The sequence below is a fragment of the Leptolyngbya subtilissima AS-A7 genome (genome assembly GCF_039962255.1).
Lineage (GTDB): Bacteria > Cyanobacteriota > Cyanobacteriia > Phormidesmidales > Phormidesmidaceae > Nodosilinea.
Genome location: NZ_JAMPKY010000006.1, coordinates 206488 through 226820, shown reverse-complemented (window position 1 = coordinate 226820; position 20333 = coordinate 206488). Strand labels below are relative to the sequence as shown.

Annotated in this window: 18 protein-coding genes; 5 read left to right on the top strand and 13 right to left on the bottom strand. The window is 56.9% G+C overall.

Features of this window, described 5'->3' with window-relative positions; translation table 11 throughout:
• The first annotated feature begins 10 nt into the window (after positions 1–10).
• Complete coding sequence (locus tag NC979_RS14780) at positions 11–211, top strand: hypothetical protein (protein WP_190515287.1); 201 nt, start codon at positions 11–13, stop codon at positions 209–211.
• 19 nt (positions 212–230) lie between these two features.
• Here the strand turns inward: NC979_RS14780 and NC979_RS14775 are convergent, their stop codons facing one another.
• The 7 genes from NC979_RS14775 to NC979_RS14745 form a co-directional block, all read right to left on the bottom strand.
• On the bottom strand, positions 231–527 hold the full coding sequence (locus tag NC979_RS14775; protein WP_190515284.1) for a DUF2442 domain-containing protein: 297 nt from the start codon (positions 525–527) through the stop codon (positions 231–233).
• 9 nt (positions 528–536) lie between these two features.
• On the bottom strand, positions 537–647 hold the full coding sequence (locus NC979_RS25375; RefSeq protein ID WP_431191072.1) for a DUF4160 domain-containing protein: 111 nt from the start codon (positions 645–647) through the stop codon (positions 537–539).
• Between the two features lie 175 nt (positions 648–822).
• Positions 823–1677, bottom strand: coding sequence for a formyltetrahydrofolate deformylase (purU, locus tag NC979_RS14765; protein ID WP_190515281.1), 855 nt, complete (start codon positions 1675–1677; stop codon positions 823–825).
• A 196-nt stretch (positions 1678–1873) separates the two neighbouring features.
• On the bottom strand, positions 1874–2629 hold the full coding sequence (locus tag NC979_RS14760; protein ID WP_190515278.1) for a hypothetical protein: 756 nt from the start codon (positions 2627–2629) through the stop codon (positions 1874–1876).
• Positions 2630–2782: 153 nt separating this feature from the next.
• Positions 2783–4201 carry an NAD(P)(+) transhydrogenase (Re/Si-specific) subunit beta gene (locus tag NC979_RS14755; protein WP_190515276.1) on the bottom strand — a complete coding sequence of 473 codons (1419 nt, stop codon included), beginning with the start codon at positions 4199–4201 and terminating at the stop codon, positions 2783–2785.
• A 142-nt stretch (positions 4202–4343) separates the two neighbouring features.
• Entirely contained in the window at positions 4344–5957 is a 1614-nt protein-coding gene (gene pntA / locus NC979_RS14750) for a Re/Si-specific NAD(P)(+) transhydrogenase subunit alpha (protein WP_190515273.1), read from the bottom strand.
• A gap of 623 nt (positions 5958–6580) precedes the next feature.
• A complete protein-coding gene (locus tag NC979_RS14745) occupies positions 6581–7348 on the bottom strand; it encodes an HAD family hydrolase (protein ID WP_190515271.1) in 768 nt (255 codons plus the stop codon).
• Between the two features lie 54 nt (positions 7349–7402).
• Between NC979_RS14745 and NC979_RS14740 the strand changes: the two genes are divergently transcribed.
• Both NC979_RS14740 and prmC read left to right on the top strand, forming a co-directional pair.
• Positions 7403–9064: a D-Ala-D-Ala carboxypeptidase family metallohydrolase gene (locus NC979_RS14740; RefSeq protein ID WP_190515267.1), complete on the top strand. Its 1662-nt coding sequence runs from the start codon at positions 7403–7405 to the stop codon at positions 9062–9064.
• 171 nt (positions 9065–9235) lie between these two features.
• On the top strand, positions 9236–10156 hold the full coding sequence (gene prmC, locus NC979_RS14735) for a peptide chain release factor N(5)-glutamine methyltransferase (protein ID WP_190515265.1): 921 nt from the start codon (positions 9236–9238) through the stop codon (positions 10154–10156).
• Here prmC and NC979_RS14730 read toward each other — a convergent pair.
• Entirely contained in the window at positions 10153–11472 is a 1320-nt protein-coding gene (locus NC979_RS14730) for a hypothetical protein (protein WP_242023858.1), read from the bottom strand. The two genes, prmC and NC979_RS14730, sit on opposite strands and share 4 nt — an antisense overlap.
• 383 nt (positions 11473–11855) lie before the next feature.
• Between NC979_RS14730 and NC979_RS14725 the strand changes: the two genes are divergently transcribed.
• Positions 11856–12413 (top strand): DUF2267 domain-containing protein, encoded by a 558-nt coding sequence (locus tag NC979_RS14725; protein ID WP_190515260.1) that lies wholly within the window; start codon positions 11856–11858, stop codon positions 12411–12413.
• Positions 12414–12729: 316 nt separating this feature from the next.
• Here the strand turns inward: NC979_RS14725 and NC979_RS14720 are convergent, their stop codons facing one another.
• From NC979_RS14720 to NC979_RS14710, 3 genes are all read right to left on the bottom strand, one after another.
• Positions 12730–13449: a hypothetical protein gene (locus NC979_RS14720; RefSeq protein WP_190515257.1), complete on the bottom strand. Its 720-nt coding sequence runs from the start codon at positions 13447–13449 to the stop codon at positions 12730–12732.
• Between the two features lie 291 nt (positions 13450–13740).
• Entirely contained in the window at positions 13741–14232 is a 492-nt protein-coding gene (locus NC979_RS14715; RefSeq protein WP_190515254.1) for an HAD-IA family hydrolase, read from the bottom strand.
• 321 nt (positions 14233–14553) lie between these two features.
• Positions 14554–15111: a rhodanese-like domain-containing protein gene (locus NC979_RS14710; RefSeq protein WP_242023857.1), complete on the bottom strand. Its 558-nt coding sequence runs from the start codon at positions 15109–15111 to the stop codon at positions 14554–14556.
• A 986-nt stretch (positions 15112–16097) separates the two neighbouring features.
• On the opposite strand from NC979_RS14710, the gene NC979_RS14705 reads away from it, so the two are divergent.
• Positions 16098–17120 carry a hypothetical protein gene (locus tag NC979_RS14705; RefSeq protein WP_190515251.1) on the top strand — a complete coding sequence of 341 codons (1023 nt, stop codon included), beginning with the start codon at positions 16098–16100 and terminating at the stop codon, positions 17118–17120.
• 166 nt (positions 17121–17286) lie between these two features.
• On the opposite strand, the gene NC979_RS14700 is transcribed toward NC979_RS14705, so the two are convergent.
• Positions 17287–18276, bottom strand: coding sequence for an NAD(P)H-dependent glycerol-3-phosphate dehydrogenase (locus tag NC979_RS14700; RefSeq protein WP_190515249.1), 990 nt, complete (start codon positions 18274–18276; stop codon positions 17287–17289).
• Positions 18277–18383: 107 nt separating this feature from the next.
• The gene (locus NC979_RS14695) at positions 18384–20054 is read right to left on the bottom strand and encodes a glycerol-3-phosphate dehydrogenase/oxidase (protein WP_190515246.1); all 1671 of its coding nucleotides are present in this window, start codon (positions 20052–20054) and stop codon (positions 18384–18386) included.
• Positions 20055–20333 lie beyond the last annotated feature (279 nt).

Here is a 20333-nt window from a genome sequence, read left to right as displayed (position 1 = left end):
GAGGGCACCCGTGGAACTGCTGATTGTACTCGGGGCGATCGTGATTGCGATCGTGGTGTTTGGCTGGGTGTTTAAGCTGATCAAAAACACCATTCAAACGGTGCTGCTGGTGGCTTTTTTGCTGCTGGCTCTCTACTTCCTCTTTGGCATCGGCCCCGACGCCATTTGGAATCAAATTCAACTCTGGCTCAGTGGCGGCCAAGATCGATAGGACAGGCCAGTCAAGCAATTTAAGCTTGGCGAGCTGCTAACCACTGAGCCAGCGATCGCTGACTTTCGCTACTGGGCCTTCCAGCCAGCAATCCCTTAGTACCAATATGTTCATCTAGCTGCGGCCATTCAATGGCATAGCCATCGCTCAGCAGTTGCCAGTCGTTTCTTTCTTGGGAAGATCCATGCATCAACCGAGGGTACCAGTCTAGGGGAATCGCTAGGCTGCGACCATCGGCCAACTCAACCACCAGTTTTTCATAGTCTATGACTACGGCAGTAGCCAGTGGTTCAGTTTCAGGGACTAAAGTAGTCATGCCATGCCTCTAGAGAATGTCTTGGTTTTCCTCGACAATTTCGGCAATCTTGTTGAGTTCGTAGTCTTTGAAACCACGATTTTTCTCGAATGTAACTGGGCTTAGCCAAAACTTGGCGATTTGGCAATCGCGCTCACGTGGATATGAGCGGGTTCACCTCGATCAGAACTGAAAAAGATAAAGCTATAAGGCCCGACCTGAAGAACGGTAGGCATCGGCAATACTTTGGCTGAGAGAGATTTCTAAAGTGGGCAAAACCCTAGTTTAGGAAGTCTGAGTAGTTAACAGGGCGCGATTAAGCAAACACCACGGTGCGGTTGCCATAGACAAGGGTGCGGTTTTGCAGGTGCAGTCGCACGGCGCGGGCCAGCACAATGCGCTCTACATCTTTGCCCTTGCGGATCAGTTCCTTCACGTCGTCGCGGTGGCTGATGCGCACCACATCTTGCTCGATGATCGGGCCTTCGTCAAGGTCGGAGGTGACATAGTGGGCGGTGGCCCCGATAATTTTGACCCCCCGCTGAAAGGCGCGCTGGTAAGGGTTTGCTCCCATAAAGGCGGGCAAAAACGAGTGGTGAATGTTGATGACGCGATCGTACTGGTTGAGGAAATCGGAGCTGAGCACCTGCATGTATTTAGCCAGCACCACCAGGTCAATGTTGTATTCCTTGAGCAGTTCTAGCTGCCGCTGTTCTTGCTCAGCCTTGGTGTCTTTGGTCATCGGCAGGTGCTCAAAAGCAATGCCAAACTGATCGGCAACGGGTTTGAGGTGGGGATGGTTGCTGATAATCAGCGGAATTTCGGCCTTGAACTCGCCAGCTTTGTGTCGCCAGAGCAGGTCGAGCAGGCAGTGGTCTTGGTGGCTGACCCAGATCGACAGGCGGGGCACGGCGTCGGAGAAGTGAAGCTGCCAGGTGGCTCCGAGGGGTTGGGCGATCGCCGCAAACGCCGGCCCAATGATCTCCCTCGGCAGGTTAAAGCCCTCTAGCTCCCACTCTAGGCGCGACAAAAACAACCCCGCCTCAGGATCACGGTGCTGGTCGGCGTGGAGAATGTTACCGCCGTTGGCGTAGATAAAGTTGGCGATCTTGGCCACCAAACCCTTTTGGTCTGGGCAAGAAAACAGCAAAATAGCGGTGGGAGAAGACATTGAGGGGTGGATGAGTGGGCAGGTGGATGGGTAGTTGGGTTATGGAAGCCCAAGGTCAGTGGGTGTGTTGCTTTGGGGAGTTTGTGGGGCAGGCGTAGGGTGGGCCGGTGCCCAGCAGCATTAAGTCAACGCGATTCAACGCTTGATCGACCGCGCGAAAGCAACGGTGGGCTTAGCCTAGCACCCGTAATGCCAATCAATTAGTAGCTTCAGGCGCAGGGTTGCCAGTTGGCGCAGGCGCAGGCGCAGTCTCGTTTGCTGGGGGTGCTGAAGTAGGGGCTGGAGCGGGTGCCGGAGCGGGCGTCGAAGTGGGCGTCGGGGCTGCCGCTGGTGTGCTGCTCTCTGGGGTTGAACTAGCCTCCGGATTTGCTGGAGTTGGGGTTTCCACCGGCATCTTCCACTCCGCCAGAGGGCGGTTGATGCCGTTAGACACATCGCGAGTGACGACGAGCACGGAGTATTCTGACTCCCCGGCTGGGGGCCAGGGATCGGGGTCTACCACCGCGTAGTTGGCGCTGCCGCTGAAGTCTGGGCCACCCAAAATCAGCTCGTGCTCGGTGCCGTCTTTAAGGGCGACGGTGACAATGCCGAGGGGGGCGTTGAAGCCAAAGTCGTTAGCCTGGTCGGCTCGCATAGTAACGGTTTGCAGGGGCGAGTCGGTATTGAGGCGACTGAGGAGGAAGGCGATCGCCCCCGGTTCAGCCAGAGCTTGGTCGGGTGCTGTCATTTGCCAGGTTTCGTCGTCGCCCTGCTCAAAGACCAGGGTTTCGTTGCCGCGATCGACGGTGAGGGTGGCGACGTCGGTTTCTTCAAAGGTGAGAATGGGCGCGGTAGACTCGGTTTGGGCGGTGGAGTCGGGGGACTGCGATCGCTGAGACTCAGCAATCAGCACCCCTGCCCCCAGCAGAAAGGCCACCCCTACCAGTATTACCGTACTGCGCTTAAACTTCATACCCGCTCACCAAAACTCCCAGGTCATAGGATAGATCCTGCTGTGCTGATCCATCCTACGACCTGGGGTGCTGGTTGTATCGAGGTTTATCTGTTGCTAGCCCACGTTGTTCATCTCGATGCACTCGGATCGTCAGAGCGCATCCGAGATGGACTAGACTGCGGCGAGGGCGGGGGCGGGAGCTGTTGAGGTGGAGAGCTGAGCCAAAATGCCGTTGACGTTGGTTTTGGCATCACCAAACAGCATCAGCGTGTTGTCGTTGAAGAACAGCGGATTCTCGACTCCGGCATAGCCCGACGACATGCCGCGCTTGAGCACCACTACGGTATCGGCTTCCCAGACTTCCATCACGGGCATTCCAGCGATTGGGCTGTTGGGGTCATTTTTGGCGCTGGGGTTAACGGTGTCGTTGGCACCGACCACCAGCACCACATCGGTGTGGGACAGGTCGTCGTTGATTTCGTCCATCTCAAGCACGATGTCGTAGGGCACGTTGGCCTCGGCCAGCAGCACGTTCATGTGGCCGGGCATGCGACCTGCCACGGGGTGAATGCCAAAGCGCACCTGCTTGCCCTGGGCACGGAGCAGGCGGGTGATTTCCGCCACGGGGTGCTGGGCCTGGGCCACAGCCATGCCGTAGCCGGGGACGATTACGACACTTTGGGCGTTGGCCAGCAGCTCGACGACTTCGCCTGTGGTGGTGCTAGTGGCGCTGCCCTCCAGGGCGGCTGCCTTGCCGGAGCTAGCGGTTTCTCCAAAGCCGCCCAGCAGCACGTTGACGAAGGAGCGGTTCATGCCTTTGCACATGATGTAGCTGAGAATGGCACCGCTGCTGCCGACTAGCGCCCCAGTGATGATCAGCAGGTCATTGTTGAGCATGAAGCCGGCTGCCGCTGAGGCCAGACCCGAATAGCTGTTGAGCAGCGAAATCACCACCGCCATGTCGGCCCCGCCGATCGCCATTACGATCACAATGCCAAAGATGCCTGCGATCGCAGTCATCGCCGCCAAAATCCACATCCCCGGGCTGCCGGTAGCGGTGAGAAAGGGCGCGACAAGGAATGCGATCGCCCCCAGCATTCCTAGCGTAAATATGTGGCGGGCGGGCAGCAGCACCGCTCGGCTAGGTACCCAACCCCGCAGCTTGGCCACCGCAATCATCGACCCGGTGAAGGTGACAATGCCAATGAACACGCCGATATAGATTTCCACCCGGTGAACGGTAATATCCGTGCCTGTGAGGGCGGCACTGGGCTGAAGGTATTCAGCAAAGCCGACGAGGACAGCGGCCAGGCCCACAAAGCTGTTGAGCAGCGCCACCATTTCGGGCATGTCGGTCATCGCCACGCGGGCGGCGGCCAGCACGCCCACCAGCACGCCGAGGCCGATAGAGCCGATCTGAACGGGGTAGCCTTGGCAAATGAGCGCCGTGGCCCCAAATGCGATCGCCATGCCGAGAATGCCCAGCAGGTTGCCCCGCTTAGCGGTCTCTGGCTGCGACAGCCCCGCCAGACTGAGGATGAAGAGGGCGCTGGCGACGATGTAGGCCGCGGTTACGAGGTTATTTTCCATTTCTGGGGAGATGAAGGGACGAGGGAATGGATGGGTGGGGAGTAGGGGGTGGATGGGTGGGGAGTGAGGCGTAGGGGATTCTGCTGGACGCTTGGGGTTTGGGTTCAAGACCCCCTACCTCTGACCCCTTACACTCCAGGGGTTACTTGTGGAACATGTTCAGCATGCGCTGGGAGACCATAAAGCCGCCGGCAATGTTGACGGTGCCGAGGAATAGGGCGATCGCCCCTAAAATCGTCATCGGTGAGGCGATGTTGTTAGAAATTTGCAGCATGCCGCCGATGATAATGATGCCGCTGATAGCGTTGGTGACGCTCATCAGGGGTGTGTGCAGGCTGGGCGATACGTCCCAAATCACCTTCCAGCCGAGGAAGCTGGCCAGGACGAAGACGGTCAGGTGGGTCATAAACGAGGCGGGGGCCCAGAGGCCAATGGCAACGCAGGCCAAGCCAATTAGCATGGGCCAGAGCAGCTGACTAAACCAGGATTTTGCTGCTGGAGCATCTGCGGTGGTGGTGGCGATCGCCGGTTGGTTGCTGGGGGTGGGGGCGGGAGCTTCCACTTTTGGCGGCGGCCAGGTCACTTGGCCGTTGTGAATCACCGTGGTGGCGCGAATTACCTGGTCTTCCATGTCGATGGTGAAGTTTTCGGCTCCGCCCAGGTCGCTGAGCAGGTGCACCAGGTTGTTGCCGTAGAGCTGGCTGGCCTGGGAGGCCATGCGGCTGGGCAGGTCGGTCAGGCCAATAATAGTGACGCCGTTGTGAGAAGTTACCTGACCGGGCTCGGTGACTTCGCAGTTGCCCCCCTGCTCAGCGGCCAGATCGACAACTACCGAGCCGGGCTTCATGCTCTCGACCATTTCCTGGGTGATCAGCAGCGGCGCTGGTTTGCCGGGGATCAGTGCTGTGGTGATGATGATGTCAACGTCTTTGGCCTGCTGGGCAAACAGGGCCATTTCGGCGGCGATAAAGGCTGGGCTCATCACCTTGGCGTAGCCCCCTTCGCCGCTGCCGTCTTCTTCAAAGTGCAGCTCTAGAAATTCTGCGCCTAGGCTCTGCACCTGCTCTTTGACCACTAGGCGGGTGTCAAAGGCTTTAACGATCGCCCCCAAACTCTTGGCAGCCCCGATCGCAGCCAGCCCGGCCACGCCAACCCCAATCACCATCACCTTAGCGGGGGGCATTTTGCCCGCAGCGGTAATTTGTCCGGTGAAGCAGCGACCAAAGTGGCTGGCGGCTTCGATCACCGCTCGGTAGCCACCGATGTTGGCCATCGAGCTGAGGGCATCCAGCTTTTGAGCGCGAGAAATGCGGGGGACAGAATCCATCGCTAGGACAGTGCCACCCTGGCCGGCTAGCTGCTCTAGCAGCTCAGGATTTTGGGCGGGCCAGATAAAGCTGACCAGGGTTTGCTCGGGCTTGAGCAGAGTGGCCTCATGGCGATCGAGGGTGGGGTGGTGCTGGGGCGATCGCACCTTGAGCACCACATCGGCGGCTTCCCACAGGCTGGCGGCATCGGCCACCACCGTGCAGCCAGCGGCCTCATAGGCGCTGTCGGTAAAGCTGGCCCCGGCCCCGGCCTGGGTTTCGACCAAGACCTCAAAGCCTAGTTTTTGCAATTTCTTGGCGGTATCGGGGGTAGCGGCGACCCGCTGTTCGCCCGCAAACACCTCCTTCGGAATGCCAACCTTCAGCCCGGAGGGGGCGGCATCTAGGGGAGCGGCTACAGAATTGTCTTTGGGTGCTGCAATGGTCATAGGGTATTACGCAGGAAATGGCCTTAAACAACAAAAACGCAGGCAGTAAACGGGAGAATAGCGATAAAAAAGATCCCAACCTTAGCGTCAGGGAAACAGGATCAAAGGGAGTCAAATTTTGCGTCAGGCTCAGCGAGCGCGAGGCAGTGAAGTGGTTTGTCGGAGGGGCGATCGGCTTGCCGTCCCAAAGGGAATCGCAAAGTCGTGTAATAGGTTCTAGACAGGGGCGAAGGGGCTGGTCCGTCGGCATAACCCCCGGTTTAAAGAGAATTACAAGGATGGTCAATCAGTCTAAATGGCCTGGTTTTACATGTATTTTCTACAAAATTGCCCCACCTTGCCGACTACTACAATCTCCCCTACTGACCTAGATGGTCTAGATATTCAGATTGTTTTTTGATTTCAACAAAATGAAACACTTCAGAGCACGACACCTCGACCGAGTAGAGCAGAGTAGTCGGCAGAAAAGCCTTGCCCCTTGTCTGGCATGGTAAAAGTACTGCCCACCCATAGGGTCAAAACTTCAACAATGTTTTATGTCTAACAACGTTATGGGATTTGGTTGTCAGCGATAGGAAACAACGTCTTTTTTTGTTACAAAACTGGTCACTCCCAAGCTAATTCTAAGAATTCTGCACTAGGGCTTCTACGAGTTCTAAAAATCCTGCCACTTCGGTGGACTTGGTGATGTAGGTGGGGTGATGGGTAAGCCGGGGCCAGTAATCGACCACGTTGGCCACCCCCACCGATTGGGGAAACAGGGCTGGGTTAAACATGCTCTCATCGTTGGGGCTGTCGCCCACGGTCAAGACCTCAGCGGCGGCGATCGGCGCAAAGTAGCGCTTGACCACCCGCTGCAAGCCCGCTGCCTTAGACTGACCCAGCGTAAATAGGTGGCACTGCACGGTGCTGTAGGTAAACCCCCAGGCCAGCGATTGGCACAGCTCTGCCATTTCATCTAGATCGGCCTGGGTTAGGCCCTCAATGTCAAACGTCCAGTCGGTGAGACGAAAGCGATTGTCGTCTGACTCGCGCAGCTTAGGCCACCGCCACTGAAGTTGGGTAAAGGCCTTTTGCAGCAGCTGACGGTGGGCGACCAAGTTGGGAATTTCAACTAATGGCTCTGGCGGCCCGTTGTGGGGAAAGTAGATGCCGCCGTTTTCGGCCATGGCCCCAACTACGGGGAGATAGTGGGCGAGGCCATTCACCCATCCTGCCGATCGCCCGGTGACAATCATCACCGGCAGACCTAAACCCTGGAGCTGTTCTAGCCCTTGCAGTAGGGCGGGGGTAAACTTGCCCTGGCGGGTGAGGGTGCCATCCATGTCGGTGGCTAGCAGCTGGGGTCGGGGTGAAAACCCGTGGCTGGGTAATGGTTGAACTTCGCCCATCGAGTTTACACTTTGTGGTTACTGTGGACAGGTCATTGTGGCTTAATGCACGCTATGAGCACGTTAGCACCCGATCAGCGCAACTATTACTATCTATTGGAAGGGGGGCGAGCGGGGGTGCACAAGCCCATTTTGGCCGCCCTCTACGCAGTGCATAACCAGCCCCAGCTCACCGACGGCGAAACGGGCCTAGGCATTGCTCCGGTGAACCAGGTAGATATGGGTGAGGTCGATACCTTCGCGGCCCAGGTGCAGTACGCCGCTAATACCCTGCGCAGCCTCACCACTGGCCTCATTGAGCAGGGCTGGAACGGGGCCGACATTTGGGATGTCAGCGTGGGCCGCTACAGCGATCGCTTTCTGCAAGCGGTAGCGAACGGTTTTACGCCAACGGAGGGCGATCGCGATGCCGCCCAGCTTGAGCCCTGCGATGCTGCCGCCCTGCTCCAGGCTTACCTCGCGGATATCAGTATCGACTACAGCGAGGCGCAGCTGCCCCAAACTGTAGGTCAGCTCGACTCGGCCCTGTTGGCCTTTGCTGAGCGGGTGCCACCCAACTATGGACGGCTCGACTTTCAACGGCAGGCCATGGTTGAGGCGGTGAGGCTGTGGCGACAGCTCAACACGGCGGCGGCGGTGTACGAAATTTTGAACGTGCCGGTGGTTGACCAGGTGCCCGATGAAGCGGCTTTGGACAACGCGCTGGTGGCCTTTATGCAGTCGGTGGGTCGCTACTACGCGGGTTACCCCAACCAGCGCGAGGCGCTGATTCGCCTGGTGCAGCTGTGGCGGGCGATGGATGCGCGGGAGGAGGCGATCGCCTGGCTGCTCACCAACGATCCCTTTGCCCATGAAACGAACCTGGAGACCCTTGACTCGGCGCTGCTCGCCTTTGTGCAAAAAATACCTAGTCTCTACAACGGTCAGGGCGATCTGCGTTTTGCGCTAACCGAGAGCTACCGCCGCTGGTTCGGCCTCGACTCGCGCACCACCGCCATTCAGCAGCTGGGTGTCAACCCCGACGACCTGGCGCAAAACGCCGACGACCCGGCTGCCCTAGTCACGACCGCCCGCACCCTCGATCGCGCCCTGCTCGACTTTGCGGCCAACATCCCCACCACCTACACCCCCACCGAAGACCAGCGGGAGGCATTGATTCGCCTGGTGCAGCTGTGGCGGCGACTAGAGGGGCGGATTCCCGCGATTCAGTCGCTATTCGAGGATCTGCGGCGGCTGGAGCGGGCTGCCCCCTCGTCGCCCGAGGCCATGCCCGCCCCGGTGCCTGCCCCACTGCCACCGCGTCCCGCTCAGTGGACCCCCAACAATATTCAGCTCGACGCCAGCATTGTGCCTAACGGCAACTTTACCTGGTCGGAAGCCACCCGTGGCGGTGTCCGCATGCCTTCTAACCAGGCCACGGTAGATGCCATTGTGCGTATTGCCGTTCTGGCCCAGCAGGCTCGCGATCGCATCGGTCGCCCTTTCCTAATCACTAGCTGGTACCGCCCCGCTGAGATCGACAGTCGGGTCGGTGGTGCCTCCGAGAGTCGCCATATTGTGGGCGACGCCATCGACTTTTACTGCATGGGGCTAACTGGAAACCAAGTTTATTGGGCGCTGGACCCTTGGTGGCCGGGGGGATTGGGGCGCTACAGCCAGTTCCCAGCGCTGGTGCATTTGGATGCGCGCGGGTCTAAGGTGCGGTGGACGCGTTAGGGGAGTGGATGGGTGAGGGGGTAGGGGGTGGATGGATTGTAGGGGCAGACTCGCTTTGCGTTCAAGAATTTTGGATTGGCGATTTTGGCAAGGTAGCGTGGGGCTTCAAAATTTACCTGGGCTAGTGCAAGGAGATTTGTGTGACCCACGGTTTAGGGAAGATTGGCGGCTATGACAGCTAGCGATCGCGCCGTGACGGGGGCGGAATTGTGGGTCTGGCGCGAAAAGGCGTTGGCAGAGGCCCAGGCGGCGGGAGTTGATGCTGACGAAGTGGACTGGCTGCTGATGGCGGTGGCGGATGTGGAGCGGCTGTCTCTACGGTTGGGCACGGTGCACCAGCGATCGCAGATCACTCTCCGCTATTCTCTAGCCAAATTGGAGCGTCGCTGGCAGCAGCGCCTTACGCAACGCACCCCCGTGCAATATTTGGTAGGCGAAACTCCCTGGCGCGACCTGATGTTGACCGTGTCTCCGGCGGTGCTGATTCCCCGCCCTGAGACAGAGCTAATAATTGATCTAGCCGAGGCTGCGATCGCCCGCAGCCCCCTCGGAGATCAGCTGGCCCAGGGCATTTGGGTCGATATGGGAACGGGCAGTGGCGCGATTGCTTTGGGTCTCGCCCAAACCTTTCCGTCGGCTCGCATCTTGGCGGTAGATTTTAGTGCTGAGGCGCTGGCGATCGCCCGAGACAATGCAGACCGCGCAGGCTTACAGAATCGGATCACGTTCTACAACGGATCTTGGTTTGAACCGTTAACGTCCTACCGAGGCCAGCTCAGCGCTATGGTGTCGAACCCGCCCTACATTCCCTCGGCGCTGCTGCCAACGCTTCAACCCGAGGTGATTAACCACGAACCTGCCAGCGCTTTGGATGGCGGCGACGATGGCTTAAGTGATCTCAGGGTGCTTGCAGCTCAGGCTCCCGAATATCTGGTGCCGGGTGGTCTTTGGCTTGTGGAGATGATGGCGGGGCAGGGGGAGGCGGTTAAAGCCCTGCTTGAAGCGCAGGGGTGCTATCGCGACATTGAGATTTGTTTGGACTTGGCAGGGCGCGATCGCTTTGTGCAAGCGGTCTACGCCCCCAAACTCTAGCGATTGAGGAAGTTGCGCTGGTATTCCCAAAAGCGCTGCCACCAGTCGGCAGGCTCATCTTTAGGGCCGTCGTGCTCGGTGGGGCGATCGCTGGGGCCATCCACCACCAGGCTGCCTACGTAGTCGGCTTCGGCATAGACGCGATCGATCTGCTCGCGAATTTCGGCCATGTCGGCCTCTGACACCACGCCGTTGCTTGTGGCTTTGTAGAACTGCACCGTGACCCGAATGGGATAGTCTGGGTCGCGCTCAATGGCGAGGTTGTCAATTTCAGTAAACGGCCCTTCCACCGCGCCGTGGCCGATGACGGCGGCTTCTACATCGCTGGGGCCACGAGATTCCATCAGGGGGGCGGCGGCCATGGGGGCGGCGGGGGCCATACTGTCAAAGGATGACTCGCGCATGGGTGCCCGCTGTTTGAGGGGTACCTGAATCAGCAGCACCATATTTAGCCCCTCGGTGTCATCCTCAGCGGCTTCAGGCCGCCCGCCAGGGTTCTCCACCGCCTGAAAATCGCTGAGGCGCTGACCTGTAAAGCTGGCCCGTTCGCCATTTTTGTTGAAAAACAGGCGCTGACCCCAGGTTTGCCCTGCCTCAAAGCCATCGCGCTGGTTGTCGATCACGGTGACGCTGGTGCCTTCGCGGGTGGCGAGAATGGTCAGCACTGCCGGATCACCGGGTCGCGACTGATAGTTAAACAGCACCGGGTTGAATGTGGCCATACCCTCTTGAGGAATCGGCAAAAAGCAGGCCTGAGCACTGACCAGCACATGGCTATCACGCCTAGGGGCAAGGAGCGATCGCCCTCGCCCGCTCCAAGAATCTGGAGTGCTGAGATAGCTCCGCAGATCGCCCAGCACTTCGCTCAGCGCCACTCGGCGCAGGTCTTCGCCGTTCTCGTTGCCCACTTGAAGAAAGAAGCTCTCTAGGGGAATGTCGGCGCTGATATCTTCAAAGTTGGGATGGCGAATCACCGGCATCAGGTGCAGCTGGTGCTGCCCGCTAACGGGATCCTGCTGCTGCACCTGAATGGTCATGTCGCTGATATTGGAGCCAACGGAGGAGCCGTAAAAGCGCCCGGTGTCTTCCCAGGTGACATTAAGGACATTGAGATTGAGCGCTTCGGCCAGCCGGCGAGCGACGGGGTCGCTTACCATCGCCTGGGTGCGCTCGATTACCTGGAGGTAGCGGTCATAGGCCTGGCGCTGCACGATCGGTGGCATAGAACTTTCTGTAGGGTTGGCGTTAGCGTCGGAATTGGCGTTGGGGTTAGGGGCGATCGGATCCCAGGCCTGAGTTGGGGCGGCAAGGGCCATGGGCAGAGCTCCTGCCGCAATTGCGCCCAGTAACCAAACATTCCAGCGGTGTTCCATCCTCAGGCCCTCGCAAAGCTATGCCCCTAACCTACGCGACGGGGGTAGTTAGCTCAGGATGGTTACAAAAACTGAAACTGTCACCTGCTGCGACTCATTCACCCTCGCCAAACGCTATTCCAAAGCGAGAGGATCTTTCTCCAACCATCCTACTGTCCTCCCTTTGTCTTCCAACAGGGAGACTCCGGTGGCGATCGCCCAACATTGCTCACGATATCTATCTGATGACCCAATCAAACTTGAACCCCTGAGGGAAGTGCAATAGTTTTAAGTTGCTTAACCTTTACTGAAAGAAAGATTGATGTAAATCAATAGAGGAAGTAAGCATGGTAGATAAAACTACAGAGAGAGAAATTCAAGGGCTTGACCCGACCGAAACAGAAGATTCTAGGTTGGCGATCGCCGATAAAGATCGGTCTTTTTTAGAGTATGTGATGGTTGAAGGGGGCTTCGCTGAGCCCTACGATGCCAGAGACTTTACTGAAGTTGTTTTTCGCGTCATGCGCGACTTGATGACTACCGAAGCAGCCGATCGGGTTGCTAACGAACTGCATGAAGAAGCCATGCCAACCGACGAAAAAGCCCTGCAAATGGAGGTAACTGACCTGTGGAAAGACAGCAACCCTCTCGTTGGATTTTTGAGCCGGGTGCGTCCGCCTTGGCAGGGGCCGGGAATTTTCAAAATTGACTCCGATCGCTTCTTCTTCCGGGTAGCGAATGAGGGTGGTTTACGACGCGACCCCACCAACAAAGACGCCGAGCGTAAGAAGGCTGTAAAAGCCGTTTTCACCGCCACTAAGAGAGAGCTATCCGAAGAGCGCATTCAGGAAATTGCCACCTGGCTACCTGAAAATGGCGTTAGAGAACTCTGGGAACAAGCATAAAAATTCATTCGAAATATGACCTTGAGGTGCGGTGTTGCAGAGGCAATAGCGCACCTTTCTTGCGATCACTTCTCCAACAGGCAAGCCTGGCCAGGCGTTGGATGCTGCAATCGCCGCCCTCGCCGCCGACCCGATGGCCCGATGATAAACCTCTGGGCTGAATAAATTCCCTGGCAGCCGTTTCCGTTTGGGTAGCGGCTGGCGATCGCCTACCATTGCCAGCGGTCAATGCTCATCGACCAGCTTCAGCAGCGTCTCATCGAGGCGATCGCCCACCAAAATCTGCGGGCAACTATTGACGCTTGCCCGCAGTTGCTCAGGCCCTACGCTTGCGCTGACGCCAAGCGGTCACCCCAAAACCCAACAGACCTAGCAGTAGCATTGGCGTTGGCACCGCCTGAGGGTCGTCTTTGGTCTCACCCTGAATTGCAAAATATAGTCCTCCAGACAGCATTTCCCAGGGTTCTGTAGGATCGTATGTAAATAGTGCTCCGCCTTGGTCGGTTCGAGTCCAACCCCAGTTGTCGTCGAGGTCAGCACTGGTGTCGTTCATAATTGACAGCAGGTAGCCCCCCGAGCCCAGGCTAAACGGTGTAGACAGCGACAGCGTGTAGAAATATACATCCACTACGTCAGTGGAATTATAAATTTGAACGGGCTCTATAACGTAGCTAATATCGCCTATTAGGGTAGCCAGAGGAGAAGTTAACACTCTACCAAAGTCATCAACGCCATTGAGGGTAAACAGGCGCACAGAGAAATTGTCTGTAAAGGGAGTTCGGGTACGGCTGGGTCCGTAGGTTCCGCTCCAAAGAATCTCAGTGATATGGGCCGCCTGGCTGATATCAAACCCTGACCCAAACTCTGTCGCTGAAGTGCCGCTGTCGTTATTGTCAAAGTCGGCCCCCACAAACCCGACTGTTTCTCCAAATCTGTTGTCTGTTAAAGTGACAGCCTCAGCAGGGGCAATATTTGAGAACAGGGTGGGCAGAAATAAGCCTGTTACACCGACGGCATAGCGTGCTAACCCATTCATAGCGCTCAATAGTTCCCGACATCAACAGCACTCAAGTTTTCATTTAGACCTTGAATGGCCCGGAGATTGGGAGAAAAGTTTAAACAAAAGACATACTTAATGGGGCAACTCGAGCAACTATCTAAGCCTCGGTCACTCCCCCATGCTACTGCCGAACCACCAGTCCGCTTGCCCCTACCTCAATCTGTAGGGCCGCGATCGCAGGGGCGATTGCATCGGCCAACCCCAAATCTTCGGCTCGGTTTGTTGTCGTCACCGCAATTACTCTAATCCCGGCCGCTCTGGCCGCCTCTACCCCAGCGGGGGCATCTTCAATCGGCAATCTGTGGGGGCAACGCCCAATTGCTCAGCCGCTAATAAATAGGGATCGGGTGCAGGCTTTCCCCGCTGTACATCGTCGGCGGTTACCATCACCAAGGGTTCTGGTAGTCCAAGATGGGGAAAGCGCAGGGAGACGGTGCGGCGGGTGCCGCTGGTGGCGACTCCCCAGCGATCGCGCGGCAGCCCAGCCAGAAGCTCTTTTGCGCCTGGGTAGAGTATCAGCCCATTGGTGTCGTCCGCCTCAGCGGTTTCTTTGATATGAGCTTCCTTAGCAGCATCCACGTGGGGCGCGACCTGGCGAATGGTTTCTATCGTAGGGCGGCCGTGGTGAATGCGAAGGATCGCTTCGAAATCAACCCCGTGGCGATCGGCCCAGATCCGCCAATGGCGCTCTGCTACTGGGTCTGAGTTAATCAGCACCCCATCGACGTCAAAGATAATCGCCTGGCAGAGAAAGTCCATCGTCGGGTGGCATAAACGCTATAGGCCATTGTAGTTTCCCAAAGTTAAGCCTTGGGTGGTCGAGGGAACGCATCTTGGCATTAGCTAAACTGCCTACAACAAACACCGATTTCCCCTCGCACTTTTCTCTATTAAGGAAAGTACGAGGGGAACCGATTAACTATGGCTATTGGCTGATCTAGTTCTGTTCCATATCAGAACTGATTTGAACATTCCTGATTTGTAAGCTTGAGTGTGAGGGCGATCGCGGAGTCTCCTAAGAGCACCCTTTCAGCTTTCTTAAATCAGGTTTCTACTGTTCAATGTTGATGCTAAAGGTGCTTAATCCTTGAGCGGTGACGAAAAAGCATAGACGCCTTCGGTAGGGCCACCAACGGCCTTCCATGCCGAAAGTCCACCCTGTAGCACAGCTACACTGGCATAGCCTGCCTGACGGAGCTGGCTAGCAGCATCGTCAGCGCTATCGCCATAGACATAGATATCGCGCTTATGCTCTAGGGCATTTTCAGCGTTATCCAAAACATGGTCGATGGGCATGGGCACAGCGCCAGTAATCCGCTCGTTGTTGAAGTCTTCGCGACTGCGCACGTCAATAATAGTCAGCGCTGGCTCGCCCCACTGTAGACGCTTAAGCAGTTCTTCGGCAGGTGCTTGGTTGGCCGACATGGCAGGGGGCTTGGGCAAAGGCTTGGTTACTGTAGCCTTGGCCGATTCAACTTGGTCAGAAACTTCGTGGGACGCATCATCAGCTTTGCGAGCAAATTCTTCGGTTCGCTCAGGAACTTGGCTAGCAACATTTCCCGCTGGCTCAGTCAAGTTTTGAGCCTGCTCGGCGGCCTGATTAGTGACATTATCGACTTGCTCAGGAAAATTAGTCATAGATTACCTCTATCAGCATCAATGGCCTCAATTTACTAGCTGGGCACCAAAATCTCATCCATCAGCGGGCATAATCCAGCAAAGGGCCATAACTACCGATAGATGTCTATTCTTTTCTAAATAAAAAATCAGATCAAGGCAAAATTATGGTCGGAATAGCTCTCTTGGATTCGTTGTCAGAGAGGCTGTTGTGTATATTCCAACTACCGCAATAAATCTAAAATTACTTGTGCTCTTGCTCTAGACGCTAGTAGATTTTCTGTGCCTAACGAAGTAGAGGACTTGCTTCGATATCTTGCTTAGGAGAGAGTTTTGAAGCGCCATAGGGCTGTGATCTTGAACTGTGGAAGAGGTTGTTTTCTGGAGTGAATGGGTAACGTCTGGTGCCGCTTGGCATGGGCCTGTTGTTTCCTATAGGTTAGGAGCGAAAGGTGGGTGCTCTCCAAGAATTGATTGCAGGCTATGCCATCGTTTTAATGACGCGCTGAGGCGATCGCCATCGCCCAAGGTGGGTATCCAAGAAACTAGTCACTTCCCTAAACCCTTCGTAAACTACTTGTAGGGTCGACAGAGGGCGAGGGAAACTCCAGGTTTAATTGGACGAGGTTCAGCCTGTTTATACCAATTCGCCAAAAAGCGAGCTACATAGGGATGTTCTCAAGTGCTCCTTCTTACCTCCCTTAGAAGGACGCGGGGATACAAGGAGATCCACGGTCTGCGTCGCTATTTTGTGAACTGGGTGTCCTCACATTCCGGTGAATTGTCGCCCGGTCGAGGCTGCCGCAACCTTTAAAGCCGCCAAAATCCTGTAAAATCCCATCGAAAAATTATTTATCTTTGCGAACCATTACGAAGAATAAAGTTTAATAAATTTGGCTTACCGCTTTCCGGGATCTTCTTAACTCTGCTGACCAGCCTGGGCTTACTATGGCTTTTAAATCTTTCTTTCCGTCGTTCCAGTTTCCCTAAAGCGTGGTTGTGTTCCTATGGTGACAGACTGCTCGGTATTGACCAGCCTGAAAGTTGGCCGTCTAGACAAAATTGGCGCTCCCGATAAGGCCGAAGTGCCCTCCCTGTCTGAGGTTTGGGCAAAGAAGTATGTCAAAGACCTGCATCGTCAGGATCAGGTGCTCCTGAACTTAGATAAGTCCCAATCTAGACCGGATGTCGCTCAAAAACTCGTCGATATCCTGCGCTCTGTCAGTGCCCGAGCCTGGAACAAAACGGAAACGCTGCTATCTCGCGAAGTTCGTCGCCACCAAATTAGCCCTAGCTTAATTGACCCCTGGACCATTTCCAAAGATGTGCATTCGGTCTACGAAGAGGCTCTGGCGGCCTACGCCAAGGGCGTGACGCCCCAGCGATTTTCGGTTACGGCCTCTAAGCAGTTGGGCGCTATTCGCCAAACCCATACGGCGGTAGACCCTAGGGTGATTGGGTTTGTCAGCATGCAGTTTCACTACTGCGGTCAAATGCTTTCGGCGGAAGCCCCCGAGGCCGAGCAGTCGACCCTGCAAAGCTACTTCAAAGTGGTTGACGATCTGTTGTATATGCCGCTGCACCGGGCCTACACCGCTGCCGCCAACTACGACTACCATGACCCGCGTTTAGAGACGGTGCGGCTGGCGTTGCCGGCCACCAACCGCATTGCCAAGAGCATTGTAAATCAAGTGATTACGCTGTGCCCCGATTATGCGACCTATACCGGCCCCCTCAGCGCGGCCGCAGTGCGCACTTCCAGCATTCGCGATGTGGAGATGTTTCAGATTTATCTCTGGACCTGCATGCTAGAGAACAACATCTCGGCGATCGCCCAAGAGCTTTTCCCGCTCTGCGTCATGCTGTATCCCAGGCTAAAGGTGAATTGGGGCCTGGTGCGGCTGATGGTCAACCTGCTTGACCAAGAGCTTTCGGCCTGTGTGGGGTCGATCAATGTCAAATACTATGAACCCCACTACACCGCTATGCTCAAGATGTTTTCGCCCTCAACTTTTCCGGAACCCGCCTAGGGGAACGCAGCGGAAATATAGCTAAAGAACAAAGATAGAAGGCCGGACTGGATTCTGGCGTTTTGAGCCGCCTAACCTAGACTCCACCGGCTAGGGGATGACTCTGTAGGGGCGTACAGCGTGCGTTCCTACAGGGTTCATACTGTCCTTCAGTAATGCTTGCAAGTCATTCGCACTGCAAGACCTCTTGGTAATCCTCAGCTTTAAGCTTGCGTTCCATTAGGGCGGCGACGGCTTCTGTGGCTGAGATGTCACCCTTGAGCAGCAGATACACCTGCTGAGAGATCGGCGCTGAGAGCTGCTCTCGCTGGGCAATGTCGTGGAGCACGTAGGCGGTGTTGACGCCCTCGGCGGTGCTGCCCAGTTCTTCTAAAACTTGCTCTAAAGATTTCCCCTGGGCAAGGCCGTAGCCCACCCGGTAGTTGCGGCTGAGGGCGCTGGTGCAGGTGGCCAGCATGTCCCCCAAGCCCGAGAGACCCAAGAAGGTTTCTGGATGTCCGCCCAGGTGGGTGCCAATACGCATGACCTCGGGCAGGGCGCGGGTGATCAGGGCCGATCGCGCGTTAGAGCCCAGATTGAGCCCTTCGCAGACACCGACTGCGATCGCCACCACATTCTTTAGCGTGCCGCCCAATTCAGCTCCCAGAGGGTCGGTGCTGGTGTAGGTGCGAAAGTGGTCTGAGGCAAACACATGCTGCACGGCCTCGGCGGCGGTTTCGTTGACACAGGCAATCACCGTGGCAGCAGGCAGCCCGGCCTCAATTTCCTTAGAGAGATTGGGGCCAGAGAGCACGGCCACCGCGTGGTTGGGAAACGCCTGCTGAAAAATTACTGATGGCGTCAGGGTGGTTTCTGGGTCAAAGCCCTTGGTGGCCGTCATCAGCACCGTGGTTTCAGGAATAGCCAACGACTTGAGCTGAGTGACCAGGTCTAGCACTCCTTTCATGGAGATGGCCGACAGAATTACATCTGCCCCAACAACAGCATTTTTCAGAGAAACGCTGCCCGATCGCGACCAAAGGCGCACGGTGTGGTGGTTGGTGGCGGCAATGTGGGCCAACGCACTGCCCCAGGCCCCAGATCCCAAAATGGCGAGGGTGACCGGGCGGTTTTTGTAGGTAGCAATAATTTGCTGAGAGGCTAGGGCGACGAGCATGGGGAGTGGGGGTGATGGAGTGGCGGGGTGATGGAGTGGTGGAGTAATGAGGTGGGTGGAATAGATGCACTCCCTCGCTCCCCTACCCCATCACTCCCCAACTCTGATTATGCGGTTTGCAGCGACGCCTTCTCCTCACCTAGCGCATAGTCGGGGATGCAGTTGGCGGCCATGAACTGGTGGTAGGCGCGAATGTTGCGATCGCACATGTCCTCACTCCATCCACAATACTCCTGTAGCACCTGGGCTACTACGGCTAGAGCCTCGAAGCCATAGTTGTGGTGCATGGCTACGGTAGTGCGACGGCGCAAAACATCCATGAAGGTGTGAGCCATCTCGGCCTGCACCGCAAACACAATCTGGGCTTGAATGTCTTTGGCGTAGCTGACAATGGGCTGGGCTAGGGCTGGGTAGCGATCGGCTAAAGCTAGCAGGTCGCCTGTGCGAGCGCCGTAGATGCCGAGGAGGTGATCGAAGCTAATGGGGCCAATGCGGTGGCGGTAGCGATCGCGCCAGTCCCCCACCCTGGGGTCGTCAAGCAGCATGGCTCCGGGTAGAGGTCGGGTGTGAGTTGGGCAGGCGGGCACTTCCTCTCCTCGCTGACGAAAGACGGCATTTACTAACTCTTCGCCCACTTGGCGGTGGGTGGTGAGCTTGCCACCAATTAGCGAAATCAGGTTCTTAGCCCCCTCTCGACTGTGGTCGTGCAGAATGTGGGCGCGGGTAATGCTGCCGGTCTTTTTGCCCTCGGCGTAGGGCAAGGGCCGCACCCCGGCGTAGGTGAAGCGCACATCTTCCCGAGTTAGATGGGCGGCGGGCAGCACGGCGTTAGTTTCCTTCAGCAGGTAGTCGATTTCGGCATCGTCGGCCTTGACCGTTTCGAGGGAGCCTGCGTAGTGTTCGTCGGTGGTGCCAATCAGGTACTGGCCCAGCCAGGGCAAAATGAAAAAGGGCCGCCCGTCAGACTTGGCCTCTACATACAGGGCTGAGTCGGGCGCGCCGGGGAAGGCATCGACAATTATGTGGCTGCCCTTGGTGCCGCCGATCTTACGATTTTGGCTGACTGGCGACTGGCTGAGCCCACAGACCTCGTCAACCCAGGGGCCAGAGGTATTGACTATCACCGTGCGATCGTGGGTCGTCACCTCAAAGGGTTGATTGCTGAGCAGATCGCGGCAGGTCAGCCTAGTAATTCGCTGTTCGCTGAGGTGAATGTCTTCGACCTGGGCATAGTTGAGCACCGTGGCCCCGGCCTGCTCGGCGTCGAGAATATTTTCTAAGCACAGTCGCTCGGCATGCTCGGCCTGGCCGTCGTAGTACTGGGCCGCCCCCGCCAGCCCATCTGCATCGATGGCGCGAAATAGCTGCCGGGTGCTGCTACGCGACAGCATGCGGTGGTTGGGCAGCGACTTGTCGTAGCTGAGTAGGTCGTAGAGCACCATTCCCGCTTGAACAACACGGTAGCTGCGCGAGCCGCTGCGATAGATGGGAATCGTCAACGGCAACGGTTTGACCAAGTGAGGGGCATTGCGCAGCAGCACCTCGCGCTCGTGGAGCGACTCACGTACCAGGTTGAACTCAAAGTATTCCAAATATCGCAGCCCGCCGTGGATGAGGCGGCTCGACCAGCTGGTGGTGCCGCCGCCGAAGTCGCCTTTCTCAAGCAGGATGGTGCGCAACCCGCGCAGGGCGGCGTCGCGTGCCGTAGCTGCACCGTTGATGCCGCCACCAATCACAATTAAGTCGAAGGGCTGAGTGAGGGTTTGCAGGTCGCGCATGAATGGTGGGGCGTGGGGGGTTGCGATCGCGGCTAACTGACTAACTATTCTTCTAGCTTGAGCTTTTGGCGGTAGAGGATTTTTGCATCGGCTAGATAGCCGCTCAAACAGGCTGGCTATGTCTGTAGCCAGTCTAGGTATTTGGCTATAAGCCAGCAACCGCCCAGGGGCATAGGCCTATATCTAGGGAAAGATGCAGGGTGGGATTCTATGATCTTTGTGAGTATTGCTCTGACGTTTGAAGACGCCAATTGGTCAATCAGCAGCGGCTTACGGATT